The organism is Oribacterium sp. KHPX15, assembly GCF_900107835.1.
Taxonomy (GTDB): Bacteria; Bacillota; Clostridia; order Lachnospirales; family Lachnospiraceae; genus Oribacterium.
Genome location: NZ_FNRG01000001.1, coordinates 324653 through 344864, shown reverse-complemented (window position 1 = coordinate 344864; position 20212 = coordinate 324653). Strand labels below are relative to the sequence as shown.

Sequence of the window (20212 nt, the reverse complement as noted above, 5' to 3'; positions counted from 1 at the left end):
GAAAATACAATCCTTATCTTCGGCTATCTTTTTGTAATACTCAGGGAAGCTGCGGGAACTTTCTATTGCATCTTCATCGTACTTTTCGCTGAATGGAGATGATTTTATTCCTTCACCTATTTCCGGTGGAGATACCAAAATGATTTTTGGGATAAACCCTTGTTTATCAGCGGTAAATTCCTTGATGACATCAACAAGCTTTCCGGCACCCTCTGCTATCTCTTTAACTGAAACATTGAAACAATTTTTAAGATCATTAGTCCCAAGCAAAAGTATTACTATGTCTATCGGCTTATGGGTGTTAAGGCAGGGCTTAAGGTATGGAAGCCCGTTTTTCCAAGGCTCTGTTGGATCATCGAAAGCAGTTGTTCTTCCGTTGCATCCCTCTTCTATCACCATGAAATCCTGTCCTAATAATTGCTGTAATCTTCCGGTCCATCGGATATCGGAAGGATATCTTAGCCCATTGCGAGGGTCAAATCCATATGTATTTGAATCTCCGTAGCATAATACTGTCTTCATTTAAAAGCCTCCATTTATTTTTAAAGAAGTACGATTTAAAATATTATATCATGCAGAACTCATCTATCTTTAAAAACACGCAAAGGTTAGGAAGTATTTCATGAACTACAAAACTGAGATAAACGGTATAGAGGTCAATGTCGATTATACTAATGATAACATTGAGAATATTTTCATCCCTATACTTAAATACGCAAAGAAGCTATACGAAGAAAAGAAGAAACGGGTATTGGTAATGTTGGCTGCACCTCCCGGGGCAGGAAAAAGCACCTTGCTTAGCTTTTTCAAATATCTGTCGGAAAATAATAATGAACTTATGCCCATCACAACAATAGGAATGGACGGTTTCCACAGGTATCAGGACTATCTCCTGACTCATGACATGGAGCGTGACGGTAAAACCTACAAGATGGTTGAACTGAAAGGCTGTCCGGAGACCTTCGATCTCGAAAAATTGTTGGAAAGAACAATGAAGGTCGCAAACGGTGAGACCGTTGGATGGCCGGAATACGACAGACTTACTCACAATCCTGTTGAGGATGTCACAATGGTAAGCGGTGACATCGTATTTCTGGAGGGCAATTATCTTCTTCTTGATAAACCCGGATGGAAGGAACTTAATGGATTGTCAGATCTTACAATAAGCATCAGGGCTGATGAAGGAATGCTCAGAGACAGGCTAATACAAAGGAAGATGAAAACCGGGAATATATCACACGAAAAAGCAGAGAAATTCGTTGATCTAAGTGATTTATATAATGCGCATACCTGCCTAAAGTACTCTGTGGAAGCCGATATAGTGCTTGATATCCTTAGTGACAACAGCTATAGGCTCGTTAAACACCCGCAGTTTATGTAAATCAGCCCGGAATACCTTAAAATCAAGGTATTTCGGGCTTATGTATTGGTTGTCTTTCAACTTTGTTATGTGATGTTTTAATCACTGATCGCTTTCAAGTAATCTTCTTTAGATATAGATTCACACCATTCATTGCTTGTATCTTCACCTTCTATCTCGATTGCAAGATGTGAGAACCATGAATCAGGCGCTGCTCCATGCCAGTGTTTTACTTCTGCAGGAATATTTATGACTGTACCCGGAGTCATAGGAACAGCTTCTTTTCCCCATTCCTGATAATATCCTCTTCCGCCGACACATATGAGCATCTGTCCACCACCGGATTTCGCATGATGGATGTGCCAGTGATTTCTGCATCCTGGCTCAAATGTGACATTATAGATTGGGATTTGTTCTGTGGAAATCGGAGACAGATAGCTTTGACCGTCAAAATACTGGGCAAATCCATCATTTGGAGCGCCTATAGGGAAGAAAATCGTATTCTGGTATTCATCCTTCTCCGTAAGTTCTTCGATCTTCTCTGAATAAACTTCCCTAGCAAGGTTAAACACAGCCCAGGCCTTTGGCCATCCGGCATAGAAAGCCACGTGTGTGATCACAGCAGCCATTTCCTTTTGCGACACGCCATGGTTCTTAGCATTCATTAGATGATATTTCAGGCTGCTGTCTGTTATTCCCTGAGACATTAGCGCAACCACCGTAATGATGCTTCTGGTCTTTACATCAATATCCTGATTGTTCCAGTTCTCACCAAAGAGAACATCATCGTTAAAGTGCGCAAATTCCGGTGCGAAATCGCCAAGCTGTTGTCTTCCTGCTGTCTGTACTATCTTTTCCTGCATTTCTTTTTCCTCCGTACTTTTCCTATATATCAAGTCCAGCTATCCAATTTCTTATTTCATCTTCAGTGACGGTGCCACTAAATCTGTTACCTTCAAGCCATCTGCCACTACCGGCCTTTTCTGAAAGACTTTTTCCGCTGCTTCCTATACCGCTACTCCCGGAAGTGCAGAAGGGTATCACCGTGATATCTGAGAGATCATAGCTTTCAACGAATGTATCCATTATCCTTGGCTCCTGGCCCCACCAGATAGGGTAGCCTAAGAAGACTGTAGAGTAGTTATTCTCTATGTCCAGATCAATGGTTTCAAATTTCGGTCTTGCATCAGGGTCATTCTGCTCCCTGGTAGCTCTGGTACCGGAATCATTATAGTTAAGGTCTGCATCCGTATATGTTTCTTTAGGAACTATCTCATAAAGATCAGCGCCTGTTACTGAAGCGATTTTTTCTGCTACTCCCTTAGTTGTTCCGGTTGCAGAAAAATAGATCACGAGAGTCCTGGCAGTATCTTTTTCAGAAATGTTTTCAGTAGTTTCTGTAGTCGGAGATTCAGGTGTCTTAGAAACAGCTTCATCGCTGCCAGACTCTGTTACGGATTCACTGATAGTGGATTCTATTACTGAATCTTCTTTCACTGTACTTTCAGGAACTATGTTTTTATCATTACCTCCACACCCTGTTAAACTTGTGATAAGCAGCATGGTAGAGAGTATTACAGGTATTATTTTCTTTTTATTCATCTACAACCTCATCAATCCATCTTTTAAGTTCTTCAATAGACATGTTTGCTGTTAATCTTTTTCCACTGGTTACCAATGCTTTGCCCATTAGTTCATTCCTCCATCTATTTCCTTATAAAATCAGCATCCTTCTCAGGCATACCATCATCAGATATATATCTTTCTACAGTCATATGTAGATCATACTTCTCACGAAGTTCCATGATTGTTTTCATCATCGGTGATGCATGATGTACATCAATTGATCCCTGATCTTTCCAGCTGTCTATAAGAAGTATCGTCTCAGGATCATCCAGTGACTGATAGTATTCATATCGGAGATTCCCTGCTTCATTTCTTATCGCATCGACTGTACCGCTGCTGATCATTTCACCTGCAAACTTTTTTGCAGATCCATTCTCGCCTTTATATCTAAGATTAACTGTAATGCTCATCTCATTTACCTCTGCTTTTAAACATTCCTTCTTCCTTAAAATTAAGTAAGGGAATCCTTTTCCTTTACTGGCCTCGAACCGCCGTTATATAAGTAAAATCTTCTTTTCGGCGGTCTTGTGATATTAAAGAATCAGTTTCAAAAACTGATATGTCATTTCATATATAGTTACATCAACATGGGAGAGTTTTACCTCATCCATTGCTGCTATCTGTTTTTCTGTCGGATACGAATAGGGATATATGCCGTACATATAAGGGAAGAATGCGTATCTTATCTGCTCACTCTTTTGTGCTGTTATATCAAGGTGCTTTTTAAGGCATTCACCAAACAGCTCAACCGATTCTTTAAAGGCTCTTTTAAATTCAACCAGTAGTTCATCCCTGCTGTTGTCTTCTATCTCGTAAAGATTCATAGCCGAAATCTTGAGAAGCGTTTTTCTTTCTTCCATTGATTTTGCGATGGCTCTTGCCAGGGCATCCTTGTCCATATCCGAATTTCTGTTTATGATGCTCCTTAAAGCATCATTCCATTTCATGTATTCCCGGGTCAGTAGTCCTAAAAATATCTCTTCCTTTGTCTGGAAATAATTGTAGATCGAAGGTCTGGAGAAGCTTGTTTCAGTACTTATATTTTTGATAGTGATACTGTGAAAGCCCATGGTTTCATAAAGCTTTTCACAGGCATCCATTATCTCCTCTCTTCTTCTGTCAATTGTCTCCTTAAGTTCTACTGCCATGATAAATTCTCCTCTATAAAAGTGGTTTTTTCGATAGTTTCATGTGATCATGACAACTATCATTTACAATTGAATCCGTGGTGACGATGCTTTACAATAATTGTACGAACCCGTCTTTTTCACTAGCGTCCACGAACGCTCTAAAGGAGCCTGGGTCTTGCGGTACCTGCGTGATTTGTCGTGTAGCCTTGAAAGCACCTAGAGGAGATTTGTCTACACCGTACCGCTTCGTTACGAAGCATTCGGCGATAACACTGCGTGTAATGCGCCACCCCATTGTATGCTGCCACAAGTACATTTCATCAGTACCATTCATCTTCATATCAGATACGAGTCTTTACGAAGAACACCTTCGTCTTTTTGTGTTGTCACATCATTCCGTAACCCCACTTTTATATCTGACTTACAGATGCCCTCTATCTAGTTGGCTCCTTTAATTTCTTGTGTCAAATATAGCTTATAATACTATAATGTTGACACGTAGTCAATTACAAGGCATAAAACATTAATCCATCTTCTTTTCCCACATACGGATAAGGTTGAGATTAAGGCTGTCTGCAGTCTTTTCAAGATCAGCTATCTCGTCTGCGGTAAGAGCGATATTGCTTGCCTTAACTGCGTCTTCTACATGATTAACCTTTGTAACACCGATGATAGGAAGTGCTCCCTTAGCGATTGCCCATGCTACAGGAATCTGTGCAGGTGCCACATTATACTTGTCTGCCACTTCCTTGAGCTTGGCATTCATTATCTCAAGCTTATCAAGTACAGGGTTATAAGTTTGTGCTCTTCCTGAACCCTCCGGCATTGGGTTCTTAGTATCATACTTTCCTGAAAGAGCCCCCTGCTCAAGTACCATATATGCCCAGAACTGAATGTCGTTTTCCTTACAGTAATCAACGATTCCTGAGTCTTCTGAAGATCTGTTAAGAAGGCTGTAGTGGTTCTGTACGGCTCCAAGCTGAAGTCCGTGCTCACGAAGGATCCTGTCGGCTTCCTTGATCTCAGCAAGGTTATGATTTGATACGCCGATTACCGGAACATTGTCCTTTCCTTCAAAGTACTTTGCAACCTCTGTGATCCACTTCGGTGCATCCACAGGATTATGTACCCAGTAGATATCCATGCTGTCGATTCCGAGCATCTCATACTCTGTCTTAAGCATATCCTCAACCGGTGTTGCTGAAGAGTAATCTGCACACTGCGGTGTGAATTTATCAGATACGATGTATGAATCTCTTGGTAAGTCTTTCAGGAAGCTTCCCAGAGTCTTTTCTGAGGTTCCCATGCCGTATACATACGCTGTATCCCAGAGGTTAAGTCCTGCCTTCATTGCGGCATCGAATATAGGTCTTAAAGAATCTGCAGTCCAGTTGTCTCCAAATGTTCCATCATTTCCCCATGCCCATGCGCCGAGTGCTATCTTTGGTAATGTCTTTGTCATAATTATTATCTCCTTTCGGTTGACATCGTGTCATTTGATGATTGGATGATAACACCGTGTTGACTTCGTGTCAACATATATTTTATAGTTTATAATTATTTTATTTTTTATAAAAAAAAGGACAAACTCCACCAGGTTGAAAACCTGTAAGACTTTCTACCTGTTCCCTTGGTATCATGTGCGGTTTGGTATGGAATACAGCCTTGAACTTTGAACTGTTCACCTTTCCATATCCGGCCAAAAAAATAGTACTTCTCCGGTACCTGATAGATACTTTTGAAGTACTTTTAGTTAACCCTAGGGTCTAAAAACCCACGTAATTTCAAGCTTTTTTCCCGAAATCATGAGGTTTATTCTGGTTTGTCATCCTGCCTGTATATGAGTAGAAGTATGTTTTCATCATACCGTTGTAGATCTTACGGTTCTTGTCAGCCTTGCCGAGGTACTTCTCGGAATCCTCCCAGGCGGTGATGACATGCATAGCCCAGCTGTCGAGGCTCTGGTATGCTTCTTTAAGCTCTGTGTAAAGCATTGGAAGGTTTCTCTTGTCCTCGATACGCTCGCCGTAAGGCGGGTTTGTGATGATGTAGCCGGCTTTTCCGCTGTGTGAGAAGTCCGCAAGATCGCGTACCTGAAGGTGAATGATCTTGTCAACTCCGGCGCGTTCCGCATTCTCTCTTGCTACCGGAATAACATCAGGGTTAATGTCATAGCCCTGGATGTCAATCTTCTTTCCTTCAGCTGTCATGCCGGTTTCAAGAAGCTGATTGTCAACCATCTCATTTGCTTCGTCGAAAGCATTGTACCAAAGCTTCTTATCGATGAAGTTGGTCCAGGTCTCGGAGATGAAGGCTCTGTCCATACCGGGGGCAATGTTTGCGGCCATCATGGCTGCCTCGATAACGAAGGTTCCGGAACCGCACATAGGGTCAACCAGTGCATGGTCTCTGTTCCAGCCGGACTGCATAAGGAGGGCTGCTGCAAGAGTCTCAGTGATAGGAGCAAGACCCTGTTTCAGACGATAGCCTCTCTTGTGAAGTGACTCTCCTGATGTGTCCAGGCAAACTGTGAACTCGTCCTTATAGGCAAATACTCTCACCGGATACTTTGCACCGTGCTCTTCAAACTGTGAAATGCCGAAGTGCTCGCCAAGTCTGGCAACCATAGCTTTTTTCATGATGGACTGAATGTCTCTGGTAGAGAAAAGCTTTGACTTAACGGAGCTTGCTTTCGTTACCCAGAAGCTGCCGTCTACAGGGATGTACTCTTCCCATGGAAGCTTCTTTGTGGCCTGGAACAGTTCTTCCCAGGTTTCAGCCTTGAAAGAACCAACCTTAAGAAGGATTCTCTCAGGAGTACGCATGAAAATATTGGCACGGCAGATGGCATCGGCATCGCCTATGAAGCCTACACGTCCGTCGGTTACGGTAGTGATATCATAACCGAGGTCGATGACTTCTTTTTTTGTTACCGCTTCAAGACCAAAATGGCAAGGAGCTACTAATTCAAATGTTTTCATATTTTTCCTTTTCTATTTAAAAAGACGGATCTGAATGCGTGGATTTTAATCTCAGCATAACAAATCCGTCATCCATGATTACCGAAAAAATCTGTTTATCAGCCAAACAACACAGAAAGCTGCTATCAAAGATGGGAACAACGGTGACAGCAACCACACAATACCGCCTATAAAGTATACAAGTATGAATAAGAAGATGATAAACGCTATAAGACAACCCCATCCGCTGGTGCTGAATACATGTCCGTAATTACCATTATTGTTTCCGGAGAAACCTCCTCCGAAACGCGGCCGTCCATTATCGTTTCTGGTGCCGTCTTCCGAATAACTCTTCTGTTCACGACGGTTCTCATCCTGGTAACCCTGCTGAGGATCATCGTTTTCGGACTCTGAGTAGGATGAACTCTGAGAGTTCCTGTAGGATTTGTCTCTTTCGAACTCAAAGGCATCAGAATAAGGTTCTGTATCTATGGTTCCTCTGATTTCTTCATCCTGATTTGCAACAGGATCTCCCGCTGCCTCTGCAGTATCGATGATGGTTTTTGCAAGGAGTCTTGGGGAGCCTAATTCCTCAACTACTTCCGATTCTGATCTTCCTTTGCTTACTTCGCCGCTGATGTAGTTGTCATAGTAAGCCAGCTGTTCACGTATGATCTGATCGGATACGCTGAGATTTAGCTGTACCGTTAAATCATGGAGGAATTGTTCTTTTGTCACTAGTATGTCCTCTCTCTCGAGTTTAGTCATTAATAGAATAAACCGAGACTGGCATATGATGCAAGTCTCGGCCGTAAAGTTCATATAAAATTCACTTCTATTCTAAGCAGTTCATGTTAAAACAAAGCATAGTCTGCCGGCTGATTACGGGCAATTCTTTATTATCCATGACTCTTATAGCCGAGCGGGAGAAAAAATCCCGTTCGAACGAAAAATCAGTTTTCTTCAACGGATTCTTCAGGCTTCTCATCAGGAACAACAGCGATTCCGAGGTCAACAAGCTGCTGCTCATCAAATACAGGAGCCGGAGCTTCCATCATAGGGTCTGAGCCGTCCTTAACCTTCGGGAAGGCGATAACATCACGGATAGTGTCTGATCCAACCATCCACATGGCAAGACGGTCAAGACCGTAAGCAAGACCTGCGTGAGGCGGAACGCCGTACTTGAAGGCCTGCATAAGGAATCCGAACTGCTCATTAGCCTTTTCAGGTGTGAAGCCAAGCTTCTCGAGCATCTTCTCCTGCACGTCTGCCTGGTGGATACGAACTGAACCACCGCCAAGCTCTGTACCGTTAAGAACGATATCGTAAGCCTTTGCACGAACTGCGCCCTGATCTGTGTCAACCAGAGGAAGATCCTCATCCATAGGCATTGTGAACGGATGATGCATAGCCTGGAATCTGTCAAGCTCCTCTGACCACTCGAACATAGGGAACTCTGTAACCCAAAGGAACTTCCATGCGCTTCTGTCGATAAGCTCGAGGTCTGCACCAAGCTGTAGACGAAGTGCTCCGAGGGAATTCCATACAGTTGTCTTCTTTGTATCTGAAACGATCATGAGCATATCGCCCGGCTGACCGCCCATAGCATCAACGAGTGCCTTAAGCTCCTCTTCTGTCATGAACTTTGCGAAGGAAGATTTATAAGTGCCGTCTTCATTGATGGCAAGGTAAGCAAGACCCTTTGCGCCATAGCCCTTAACGAACTCGGTGTACTTGTCAATCTGCTTACGAGGCATCTTTGCCTGGCTCTTGACATTGAGACCCTTGATGACGCCGCCGTCCTTAGCGCAATTTGCGAATACGGCGAAACCGCAATCCTTAACAGCCTCGGTAACATCCTGAAGAAGCATCTCGAAACGCATATCAGGCTTGTCTGAACCGTAGTTGTTCATTGCATCTATCCACTTCATGCGGCGGATAGGAAGCTCAATGTCTACATTGCAGATCTCCTTAAAGATGTACTGAAGGAGTCTCTCATTTACTCCGATAACGTCATCAACGTCTACGAAGGAAAGCTCCATATCTACCTGTGTGAACTCCGGCTGACGGTCTGCACGGAGATCCTCGTCACGATAGCATCTTGCAAGCTGGAAGTAACGGTCAAAGCCGGATACCATGAGAAGCTGCTTAAGAAGCTGAGGTGACTGCGGCAGAGCATAGAAAGAACCGTGGTGCATACGTGAAGGTACAAGGAAATCTCTTGCTCCCTCAGGTGTTGACTTGATAAGTGTCGGAGTCTCGATCTCAAGGAAACCGTTGTCCATCATGAACTTACGGATGTAGAAGGCAAGCTTTGCACGGGTCATGATGCGCTGTGCAAGCTCAGGTCTTCTGAGATCAAGATATCTGTATTTGAGACGAACATTCTCATTTGTTGCGATTCCGTCCTCGATAGGGAATGGCGGAGTCTCTGATTCGGAAAGGATACGAAGTGATCTTGCTGAGATTTCGATGGAACCGGTCTTCATGTCCTTGTTGGCGTCCTTGCCACGGGAACGAACGATACCGGTTACTGCAATTACGAACTCTGAACGAAGCTTTGCTGCCTTCTCAAATACCTCTGATCCGCAGTCTGCTTCCTCAAAAATGATCTGTAAGATTCCGGAACGATCACGAAGATCTGTGAAGATAAGACCACCCTTGTTTCTGGATTTCTGAACCCAGCCCATCATGGTTACTTCTTTTCCGATAAATGATTCATCAAGCTCTGTACATCTGCACGTTCTGTGCAGACCTTTCATTGACTCTGCCATAAGTATTACCTCTATATTATTAATTGATGATGAGTTGTCCAATGTTTAGGCTTCTCATCTATGTAAATGCCGCCAGGTTTAGACGACAGTACTATCTGTTAAATTGTTGCCTCGCATAAAACTATATGCGGGATAATCTATTGAACATTCACCTCGCATAAAACGATGTGCGGGATGACATTAAACATTAAAGTAAAAAGCGATTTAATAGGTGCTTTTAATTAAAAGCATCCTGGTAAAACTCTTTGAACTCTGTATAGCCTTCCTGTGTGAGCTGCTCCTTCTGGAACTTCTTGTTCTTGTTCATGCGGGAAACCAGAACTGTTTCACCCTTTGCACGAAGTTCCATGGCTTCATTGAGAGCCTCAGCAGTCTTCTCTGCATCAAGGTTCTTATCAAGGAGGAATGCTGTCTTCTTGTTCTCTCCCGGAACGTGTTCGTCAGCATCCAGCATGATGGTGATGATACGCTCGAAACCGATGGAGAATCCTACAGCCGGTGTATCCTGTCCTGTGAACTTTCCTACCATCTTGTCATATCTTCCGCCGCCGCCTACTGAACCGCCGAAGCCTTCAGCGCGGATCTCAAAGATAGGTCCGGTGTAGTAGCCCATGCCTCGAACGAGAGTAGGATCGAATTCAACATTAACCTTAACACTCTTTACTTTGGCAACAGCTTCTACTATCTCGGCAAGGTTCTTTGTTACGCTTTCGGGAAGAACCTCTTTTAGCTTTTCACCAAGTGAACGGATGTCCTGAGCCTCTGTGCCGATGCTTCCAAGGAGAGTCTGATACTTGTCAATGACTTCCTCTGCATATCCGAGTGAAAGAAGCTCTTCCTTAACACCCTCATTTCCGATCTTGTCTGCCTTATCAAGACTGATACATACCTTTTCGAAATCTTCCTCAGGGAATCCTGCGTAGGCCTGCATGCCGCGAAGGATCTCACGGTCGTTGATAACGATCTTGAAGTTGTACTTCTCGCCGAAACCTATGCGGTTAAGAAGAGTTGAGATCGCAAGGATAAGCTCGATTTCGGAGACATTGGAACCATCACCGAAAATGTCTATATCGCACTGTACGAACTCACGGAAACGTCCCTTCTGAGGACGGTCTGCTCTGAATACAGGTCCGATCTGAAGCGCCTTGAAGGGGCTTGGGAGCTGTGCCTGATTCTGGGAATAAAAACGGCTTAAAGGAAGTGTGAGATCATATCTGAGACCTGAATCGCTGAGATCGTCGAGGCTGCCGTTCCGGTAGGCTGACTCAAGTTTGTCGCCGCGCTTCATTACCTTAAATATGAGCTTTTCGTTGTCACCGCCCTGCTTGCTGAGGAGGTTTTCTATATGCTCCACAACCGGGGTTTCGATCTCTGTAAAACCAAATTCCTTATATGTTCTTCTGATCTCTGAGAGAACATACTGGCGGAGTTCCATCTCACGGGGAAGGATATCCTTCATGCCTGTAACAGGCTTTTTCTTTAATGCCATTTTCATACCTCAATATCAATAAATTTACGGTCAATTATTATATCAATATTCCATAAGTACCGCAAGAGTAAAACGAAGTAACAGTTCAGCCGGGGCACAAGCAGGGCCGAGCAGTCGGGCATCCATTTGAATGCGAGTCGCTTCGTCGGAAAAATCTAAGGCAGCCCCCCTAAGAACCACTAGGCCCTCGCCAATGTCAGATATTTTCTTTATGAAAAATCTGACTTGGCGAGGGGGCTAAGGAAAAATGGATCCAAGTGGTTCTAAGGGGGGCTGTCTTGATTTTTCTCGACTCAGCTCAACGCATTCAAATGGACACCCGACTGCTCGGTCCTACATGTGCCCCGGCTGAACTGTTACTATCAGAGATATTTCTTCATTGTGTCGTCTATGTCCAGAGTTGCGAAGTAGTCGGCAGGGGTCTGTGCACGGCGGATAAGCTTCACTGAGCCGTCTTCTCTCAGGAGGAGCTCGGCGGACCAGAGCTTTCCGTTGTAGTTGTAGCCCATGGCGAAACCGTGTGCACCGGCATCGTGGATAAAGAGGTAATCTCCCTTCTCGAGCTCCGGAAGTTCGCGGTCGATGGCAAACTTGTCATTGTTCTCGCAAAGGGAACCTACCACATCGTAAACTTTGTCTGCAGGTGCATTCTCTTTTCCGAGAACGGTTATGTGATGGTATGCACCGTACATGGCAGGTCTCATAAGGTTAACCGCACAGGCATCAACTCCTGCGTACTCCTTGTAGGTGTGCTTGAAGTGGACGACCTTTGTGATAAGGGCTCCGTAAGGACCTGTCATGAATCTTCCCATCTCTGTAAAGATGCTGATGTTTCCCAGGCCGTTTGAAACCAGTACCTCGTCAAAAACCTTATGTACGCCGGCACCGATGATCTCAATGTCATTGCCTTCCTGATCAGGCTTATAAGGGATGCCTACGCCGCCGGAAAGATTGATGAAGTTAAGCTCAACTCCGGTCTCGTTTTTGATCTTTACCGCAAGCTCGAAAAGCTGCTTCGCAAGTGTAGGATAATAATCATTGGTTACGGTATTGGAGGCAAGGAAGGAATGCATTCCAAAACGCTTTACACCCTTTGATTTAAGGATCTTAAAGCCTTCGATGATCTGGTCTGTGGTCATTCCGTACTTGGCGTCCTGTGGATTGTCCATGATGGTATTGGCGATCTGGAAGTATCCGCCCGGATTGTAACGAAGTGACATGGTCTCAGGGAAAGAACCCAGAGTCTCTTCCAGTTCTGCGATATTTGTGAAGTCATCAAGATTTATGATGCCACCAAGCTTGTGGGCGAAAACATACTCAGAAAGAGGAGTTTCGTTGGAAGAAAACATTATATCATGACCGGAAAAACCGCAGACATCTGACATCTGAAGCTCTGTAAGTGAACTGCAGTCGGTTCCGCAGCCCTCTTCCTTAAGAATCTTAAGGATAGTCGGATTGGGACATGCCTTTACCGCAAAGTATTCCTTAAAGCCCTTGTTCCAACTGAAGGCCTTCTGTACTTTACGGGCATTCTCACGGATGCCCTTTTCGTCGTAAAGATAAAAAGGTGTGTCATAGGTTTCGGCTATCTTCTGTACCTGTTCAAGTGTTGCATATGGTGTCTTCATAAGGTTTCTCCTCGTATATTATTAAAAAAAGCCTCACAAACATACTATCTGTGAGGCTTGTCCCCGCAATAAAAATAATAATAACCTATATTGCGTAAAATATGAAATAATTTTTGGTTTATGCTCCCATTACTCGCATGATGTTTGTAGGAGTAACCGGCTGATTACGTGTAAGTCTTGAAAGGATACCTGCTGTGATTACGCAGATATCGCCCTTCTCAACGATTCCGCGGCTGCGAAGTTCGTCCATGGAGTTCTCGAAGAGCTCATCTGTTGTATCGGATCTCTTTGCCCAGATAGGAGTAACACCCCAGAGGAGCATCATCTGGCGTACAGTTGCCTGGCTTGGAGACATTGCATATATAGGTGTTGCAGGACGATACTTTGAAATAAGTCTTGCGGTTGAACCTGTAAGTGAAGGTACGATAAGCGCCTTTGCATGAAGCTCTGAAGCAGTTGTAACGGAAGCCGCACAAACAGCGTTTGAAATATTCTCATAAGTGCTCTTATCAACCTTACGGTTCTTATAAGCGCTGTAGTCAAGGAACTGCTCTGTGTACTCAACGATGGAAGCCATCATCTCAAGAGCTTCCACAGGATACTTACCTGCAGCTGTTTCGCCTGAAAGCATAACTGCGTCTGTGCCGTTATATACAGCATTGGCAACGTCTGTAACCTCGGCTCTTGTAGGACGCGGATTACGGATCATGGAATCCAGCATCTGGGTTGCAGTGATTACAAGCTTGCCTGCATAGTTGCACTTTTTGATCATTTCCTTCTGAAGCTGTGGAAGACGCTTTGCTTCTACCTCAACACCAAGGTCACCACGGGCAACCATGATACCGTCAGCGGCTTCAATGATTTCATCAAGATTGTCGAGACCTTCCTGTGACTCGATCTTTGCGATGATCTTCATGTTTGAACCGGCATTGTCAATGATCTCACGGATCTGGTGAATAGTCTCAGCATTACGAACAAAAGACGCTGCAACGAAATCGAATCCTACCTCGAGACCAAACTTGATATCAGCGATATCCTTATCTGTAAGGCCCGGAAGCTTAATGCTTACGTTCGGGACATTCACGCCCTTCTTCTCACCAAGCTCACCACCATTTGTGATTTCACAAAGGATATCAGCTCCTTCAACCTTCTTTACAACAAGACCGATGAGACCATCATCAATAAGGATTACATTACCCTCTTTAACGTCTTCATTGAGACCGTCATAGTTGATATAAACTTTGTCCTTGTTTCCGATGCACTCTTCTGTTGTAAGGATTATCTGTGCTCCTGTCTCAAGAGTAACCTTCTGGTGATTCTCCAGCTCACCGGTACGGATTTCAGGTCCCTTTGTATCAAGGAGAGCTGCTATCTCGCGTCCGCTGTCTTTTCTTGCTTCCTTAAGGAGAGTAAGTCTCTCGAGGTGCTCCTGATGGCTGCCGTGTGAGAAGTTGAAACGTGCTACGTCCATGTTTTCGGCAAGCTTTTTAAGAATATTATAATCATTCTCGTTAGGTCCAAGTGTACATACAATTTTAGTCTTTCTCATTAAAAATCCTCCTGGAATATTATCTAAAATCATTTATATGGAAAACATTGCTCTTCTTTTGCTTCTGATTGGTAAGAAAGAAAAACAATGCCACATTCAAAAGGGATACGGCTATTTCAACCTGGGTGCTGCTTAAAAAAGGTGCAGAAATAAACATGTACAAGTAGAGCACCACTTCTGCTATGGCAAGCCACTGTGCTTTTATCGGTATGAAAAAATACAGATAGAAAACACTGTCCGGAAAAGTAAGCGCATATGCCAGGAATATACTGAAGGTCATATAAGTGGGATAAAGCCGCATTGATACGCCTGTAACAATGTAAAATAACAGAGATGCCACTACCAGCAGCAGGACTCCGGAAAAATAAAAGAAGTTGTACTTAACTGTTCCCCACATTCGCTCCAGGGTTGTACCGAGACTGTAATAAACAAATACAGCTATGACCATCCATATAGGTTGGAAGGACGGCGGAAAAAACAGAAAAGTTATTATACGCCAGATTTGTCCGTGAAGTATTTTATCAGGGTCAAGAGCCAGCCAGTAATCGTAATAATACGGATTAAACATCATGATAATGTAACCTACCACGTAGATCACGCAGATGTATTTCATGAGATCGGGGATTGCATATTTCCCGAATTTTCGTTCAAGCCTTTGATAAAATGTCAATTCTCATTCTCCTTAATATTGTATTTTGTTTCTTTTTTGGAAACACTTGCATTTTCTGTGCATCCTCATTTATATCTCTTACAAGTTTACTATTTTTATAAGAAGAACACACGCTTTATTGCAAAAAAATTTCAATACAGTATATAAACACTTTGGGTGTTTTTCAAGACAAAAAAGACATTTATTCACAAAAGTTTTACATTATCACAGTTGAATGGCTCTTTTCTAAATGTTAATATAGGTCTTTAGTTTGTGCCTTCTAATAGGTAGAAAACAAAGTATCTGATTTGGCTGAAAAGGAGACGGGGTTATCTCTGAAAGTCTTATTAAGATACAAGCCGGAAATGAATTACCGGTTCAAGGGATGTTATAAATGGGGTTTTATATATGCAGAGAAACAGACTTGGAATAGATATAGGTTCTACAACTGTTAAGATTGCGATTATGGATCAGGAGGATAAGCTTCTGTTTTCCGATTATCGACGTCACCATGCAGATATTCAGGGAACACTTGCGGATATTCTTGAGGAAGCAAAGAAACAGTTGGGGGAGATCAGTCTTTCTACAGTGATTACAGGGTCAGGAGGTCTTACCCTGAGTAAACACATGGACGCAGCCTTCTGTCAGGAGGTTGTTGCCGTTGCGACAGCATTAAAAGCATATCGTCCGGATACTGATGTAGCCATAGAGCTTGGTGGAGAAGACGCCAAGATCATATATTTCAAAGGCGGTATCGATCAGCGAATGAACGGTATCTGCGCCGGAGGAACGGGATCTTTCATTGACCAGATGGCATCACTTCTTCATACTGATGCCGCAGGACTTAATGTTCTCGCAAAAGACTATCAGATGATATATCCTATCGCTGCAAGATGTGGCGTTTTCGCAAAGACTGACATTCAGCCGCTTATAAATGAAGGTGCAGCCCGTGAGGATCTTGCAGCTTCTATTTTCCAGGCGGTGGTTAATCAGACTATATCGGGTCTTGCCCAGGGTAAGCCCATCAGAGGACACGTTGCATTTTTGGGCGGTCCTCTTCACTTCATGCCCGAATTAAGAAAAGCCTTTATACGCACTCTGAATCTGCAGGGTGATGAAATAATCGAGCCTGAAAACAGCCATCTTTTTGCGGCTATCGGCTCCTGCCTTAACTGTCCGGAGGAGGCAAAGGAAGAATCTGTCACCCAGCTTATCAATATGCTTCGTAACGGCATCAAGATGGATGCAGAGATAAAGAGAATGGATCCTCTTTTCGGGAATGAGAAAGAATATAAGGAGTTCAGTGCCCGTCATGATAAAGCAAAGGTTAAGACTGCCGATCTTTCACAGTACCATGGTAATGTTTATCTCGGTATAGATGCGGGCTCCACCACTACAAAGCTTGCCCTGGTATCCGAGGAAGGCGAACTTCTTTACAGATTTTACAGAAACAACAACGGATCCCCTATCGCCACAGCGATAGAATCAATGAAAGAGATACGGGATCTTCTTCCGGAAGATGCCCGGATTGCCTACAGCTGTTCCACAGGATATGGGGAAGCTCTGCTTAAGTCTGCTTTCCAGCTGGATGAGGGTGAGGTTGAGACCATTTCCCACTACTATGCAGCTTCATTCTTTGACCCTAAGGTAGATTGCATACTGGATATCGGCGGACAGGATATGAAGTGCATCCGTATAAAGGATGGTACAGTTGATTCCGTGCAGCTTAATGAGGCCTGCTCCAGTGGCTGCGGTTCCTTCCTGGAGACATTTGCAAAATCCCTTGACTATTCGGTTATAGATTTTGCTCATGCGGCGCTTTATGCCGACAATCCTACGGACCTCGGTTCCAGATGCACTGTTTTCATGAATTCAAATGTAAAACAGGCACAGAAGGAAGGAGCAACTGTTAATGACATCTCCGCAGGTCTTGCATACTCTGTTATCAAGAATGCACTTTTTAAGGTTATAAAGGTTACCGAAGCCAAGGATCTGGGCGAACATATCGTTGTCCAGGGCGGAACCTTCTACAATGATGCCGTGCTCCGTGCTTTTGAGAATCTTCTGGGAGCTAATGTTGTAAGACCTGACATAGCCGGAATCATGGGCGCCTTTGGTGCTGCTCTCATAGCCCGTGAGAGATACCATATGGCAAATGAAAAGATCAAAAACATGAAGCCTACAGAGGAAATAAAAGTTCCACTCACAGCTTATGGCCGTGTTCAGACTACAATGCTTCCTCTTAGTGAAATCATTAACCTTAAATATACAACAAAGATGACCCGCTGCCAGGGCTGCAATAACCACTGCGTTCTGACAGTTAATCAGTTCGGTGCCGGACGTAATTACATTTCCGGAAACCGCTGTGAAAGGGGCTTAGGAAAAACCAAGATAAAGAGGGATATTCCAAACCTCTTTGAGTATAAGCTTAAGAGAATGTTCGACTATGAACCGCTGCCTCAGGACATCGCGGTTCGCGGTGAAGTAGGTATACCGAGGGTTCTCAATATGTATGAGAACTATCCATTCTGGGCTACCTTCTTCAGAGAATTAAAGTTCAGGACTGTACTCTCTCCTGCAAGTACCAGAAAGATTTACGAGCTTGGAATAGAAAGTATACCTTCAGAATCCGAGTGCTATCCTGCAAAGATCGTTCACGGACATATCGAATGGCTCATTAGAAACGGACAGAAATTCATATTCTATCCATGCATACCTTACGAGCGTAATGAAACACCCGATGCGGGCAACCATTACAACTGCCCTATGGTTACTTCCTATGCAGAAAACATTAAGAATAATGTTGAAGGCCTGGAAGATAATTCGGTTATGTTTATGAAGCCGTTCCTTGCATTTACTGATGAGAAAATCTGTACGGATCAGCTTGTAAGGATATTTATACATGGCGGCGAAATCGAGCGTTCCATCCGCCCTGTAGGTGAACTCACCGATAGTAAGATTGAAGAACAGTTTAAAGCATGGAATATTACTGAGGATGAGGTCAGGGCGGCCGCTCACGAAGCATGGCTTGAACTGGAACGTGCTCATACCGATATGCAGAAAAAGGGAGAGGAAACTCTTCACTGGATGAAGGAAACCGGTCACCGTGGAATAGTTCTTGCGGGAAGACCTTATCATGTGGACCCTGAGATACATCACGGAATTCCTGAACTTATCACAAGCTACGATTTTGCGGTACTTACGGAAGATTCTGTATCTCATCTCGCAGAGGTGGAGCGTCCCATCATCGTTACAGACCAGTGGATGTATCACACAAGACTATATAGAGCTGCTGAGTTTGTAAAACACAGAGAAGACGTTGACCTTATACAGCTCAATTCCTTCGGATGCGGACTTGATGCTGTGACTGTGGATCAGGTCAGAGACATTCTTACCGGATCTGATAAGATCTACACTGTTCTTAAGATTGATGAGGTTAATAACCTCGGTGCCGCACGTATAAGAGTGAGATCTCTCATTGCAGCCATAAGAGTCAGGGATGAAAAGAACTATGTACGTAATATCCGTCCGGCTAATTATGAGCGAAAACTTTTCACCAAGGAGATGAAGGCAAAGAACTATACCATCCTTTGTCCTCAGATGTCTCCCATACATTTTGAGATAGTTGAAGCTGCCTTCCGTGCCGCAGGCTATAACCTTATAGTACTGAACAATGCAAACCGTTCAGCCATTGATACCGGTTTAAAATATGTTAACAATGATGCCTGCTACCCATCGATCATAGTTGTAGGACAGATCATGGAAGCCCTCAATTCAGGTAAGTATGATCCCAATGAGACTGCCGTTATCATGACCCAGACAGGAGGAGGCTGCCGTGCATCAAATTACATCGGATTTATACGCCGTGCCCTGGAACATGCGGGAATGTCACAGATACCTGTTATTTCCCTCAATACCAACAGCATGGAGTCAACTCCCGGATTTAAGCTTACTCTCCCGCTTTTGACAAGAGCTATGCAGGCAGTGGTTTACGGCGATGTATTTATGAGGGTCCTTTACGCTACAAGACCGTATGAAGCGGTTCCGGGATCTGCTGAAGCATTACACCAGAAGTGGCTTAAGGTCTGCAAGATGGCTGTCTCAAAGAAGACAACCTCCATGTCCCTTTTCAAAAAAAATGTAAAGGGAATCATAAGAGACTTTGATAATCTTCCTTTGAAGGAAGGTTTGGTTAAACCTAAAGTCGGTATAGTAGGTGAGATCCTTGTTAAGTTCTCTCCTCTTGCCAACAACCATATAGTTGAACTTCTTGAAAATGAAGGTGCCGAAGCTGTAATGCCGGATCTTATGGATTTCCTGCTTTACTGCTTCTATAACCAGAATTTCAAATATGAGAATCTGGGTGCCGGATGGAAGGGAAAGGCATTATGCAACTGTGCCATAAACTTCCTTGAGTACTTTAGAAAGACGGCCCGTAAGGAATTTACCAAGTCCAGGAGATTTACTCCACCGGGAGAAATCAAGGAGCTTGCAAAGATGGCCAGAGAATATGTTTCCATCGGTAATCAGACAGGTGAGGGCTGGTTCCTGACCGGCGAGATGCTGGAGCTCATGGAGGAGGGTGTGAACAATATAGTCTGCACTCAGCCTTTCGGATGTCTGCCTAACCACATCGTCGGCAAGGGCGTCATCAAGGAGCTGAAGAAGCATAACCCTGATGCCAACATCATCGCCGTAGACTACGACGCAGGTGCTTCCGAAGTCAACCAGCTGAACCGTATCAAGCTGATGCTCACTGTTGCGCAGAATAAGCTGAAGGAGCAGGCGTAACACTTTGGCTCCCCGGTCAGAATTCGGTGCACGGACGTGAATCCGGTCTCCAATGGCGCCTGTGGTTATTGGCAGCCGTCCAGAATTCGGCTTTCATGGCGACGGCCCACGGCGTTGAAAGTACATCTCATACGAAAAATCCGTGCAGATCGTACGCTTACGCGTTCGCTCTGCACGGATTTTTCTATTCGATGTTCTTTCAAGCCGCAAGCCTAGTCACCATTGAAAGCCGAATTCTTACTTTTGCGGAATGTAC

At 44.0% G+C, this 20212-nt stretch carries 15 protein-coding genes; 2 read left to right on the top strand and 13 right to left on the bottom strand.

What is annotated here, in order from left to right:
• Positions 1–522 (bottom strand): GDSL-type esterase/lipase family protein (locus BLV86_RS01390; RefSeq protein WP_090814861.1); only part of this gene is annotated, 522 nt, incomplete at its 3' end.
• A gap of 100 nt (positions 523–622) precedes the next feature.
• Between BLV86_RS01390 and BLV86_RS01385 the strand changes: the two genes are divergently transcribed.
• Positions 623–1381 (top strand): nucleoside/nucleotide kinase family protein, encoded by a 759-nt coding sequence (locus BLV86_RS01385; protein ID WP_090814860.1) that lies wholly within the window; start codon positions 623–625, stop codon positions 1379–1381.
• Positions 1382–1458: 77 nt separating this feature from the next.
• Here BLV86_RS01385 and BLV86_RS01380 read toward each other — a convergent pair whose 3' ends face one another.
• The 12 genes from BLV86_RS01380 to BLV86_RS01315 all read right to left on the bottom strand — a co-directional run bounded on the left by BLV86_RS01380 (position 1459) and on the right by BLV86_RS01315 (position 15186).
• Positions 1459–2223, bottom strand: coding sequence for a carboxymuconolactone decarboxylase family protein (locus BLV86_RS01380; protein WP_090814859.1), 765 nt, complete (start codon positions 2221–2223; stop codon positions 1459–1461).
• Between the two features lie 22 nt (positions 2224–2245).
• A complete protein-coding gene (locus BLV86_RS01375; protein ID WP_175456409.1) occupies positions 2246–2962 on the bottom strand; it encodes a flavodoxin in 717 nt (238 codons plus the stop codon).
• A gap of 104 nt (positions 2963–3066) precedes the next feature.
• Complete coding sequence (locus BLV86_RS01370) at positions 3067–3396, bottom strand: putative quinol monooxygenase (protein ID WP_031549754.1); 330 nt, start codon at positions 3394–3396, stop codon at positions 3067–3069.
• 123 nt (positions 3397–3519) lie between these two features.
• Complete coding sequence (locus BLV86_RS01365; RefSeq protein WP_036613090.1) at positions 3520–4134, bottom strand: TetR/AcrR family transcriptional regulator; 615 nt, start codon at positions 4132–4134, stop codon at positions 3520–3522.
• Between the two features lie 505 nt (positions 4135–4639).
• The gene (locus BLV86_RS01355) at positions 4640–5578 is read right to left on the bottom strand and encodes an aldo/keto reductase (RefSeq protein WP_090814857.1); all 939 of its coding nucleotides are present in this window, start codon (positions 5576–5578) and stop codon (positions 4640–4642) included.
• Positions 5579–5900: 322 nt separating this feature from the next.
• Positions 5901–7097, bottom strand: a complete 1197-nt coding sequence (locus BLV86_RS01345) for a THUMP domain-containing class I SAM-dependent RNA methyltransferase (RefSeq protein WP_090814856.1) — start codon at positions 7095–7097, stop codon at positions 5901–5903.
• A 78-nt stretch (positions 7098–7175) separates the two neighbouring features.
• Positions 7176–7814 (bottom strand): HAAS signaling domain-containing protein, encoded by a 639-nt coding sequence (locus BLV86_RS01340; protein ID WP_090814855.1) that lies wholly within the window; start codon positions 7812–7814, stop codon positions 7176–7178.
• A gap of 215 nt (positions 7815–8029) precedes the next feature.
• On the bottom strand, positions 8030–9850 hold the full coding sequence (gene aspS, locus BLV86_RS01335) for an aspartate--tRNA ligase (protein ID WP_090814854.1): 1821 nt from the start codon (positions 9848–9850) through the stop codon (positions 8030–8032).
• Positions 9851–10067: 217 nt separating this feature from the next.
• Positions 10068–11339, bottom strand: coding sequence for a histidine--tRNA ligase (gene hisS, locus BLV86_RS01330; protein WP_090814853.1), 1272 nt, complete (start codon positions 11337–11339; stop codon positions 10068–10070).
• Positions 11340–11701: 362 nt separating this feature from the next.
• Positions 11702–12967, bottom strand: a complete 1266-nt coding sequence (locus tag BLV86_RS01325; protein WP_090814852.1) for a diaminopimelate decarboxylase — start codon at positions 12965–12967, stop codon at positions 11702–11704.
• Positions 12968–13085: 118 nt separating this feature from the next.
• On the bottom strand, positions 13086–14516 hold the full coding sequence (gene pyk / locus BLV86_RS01320) for a pyruvate kinase (RefSeq protein WP_090814851.1): 1431 nt from the start codon (positions 14514–14516) through the stop codon (positions 13086–13088).
• Positions 14517–14535: 19 nt separating this feature from the next.
• Entirely contained in the window at positions 14536–15186 is a 651-nt protein-coding gene (locus tag BLV86_RS01315) for a rhomboid family intramembrane serine protease (RefSeq protein ID WP_031549771.1), read from the bottom strand.
• 387 nt (positions 15187–15573) lie between these two features.
• Between BLV86_RS01315 and BLV86_RS01310 the strand changes: the two genes are divergently transcribed.
• The gene (locus tag BLV86_RS01310) at positions 15574–19956 is read left to right on the top strand and encodes a 2-hydroxyacyl-CoA dehydratase (RefSeq protein ID WP_090814850.1); all 4383 of its coding nucleotides are present in this window, start codon (positions 15574–15576) and stop codon (positions 19954–19956) included.
• Positions 19957–20212: the final 256 nt, after the last annotated feature.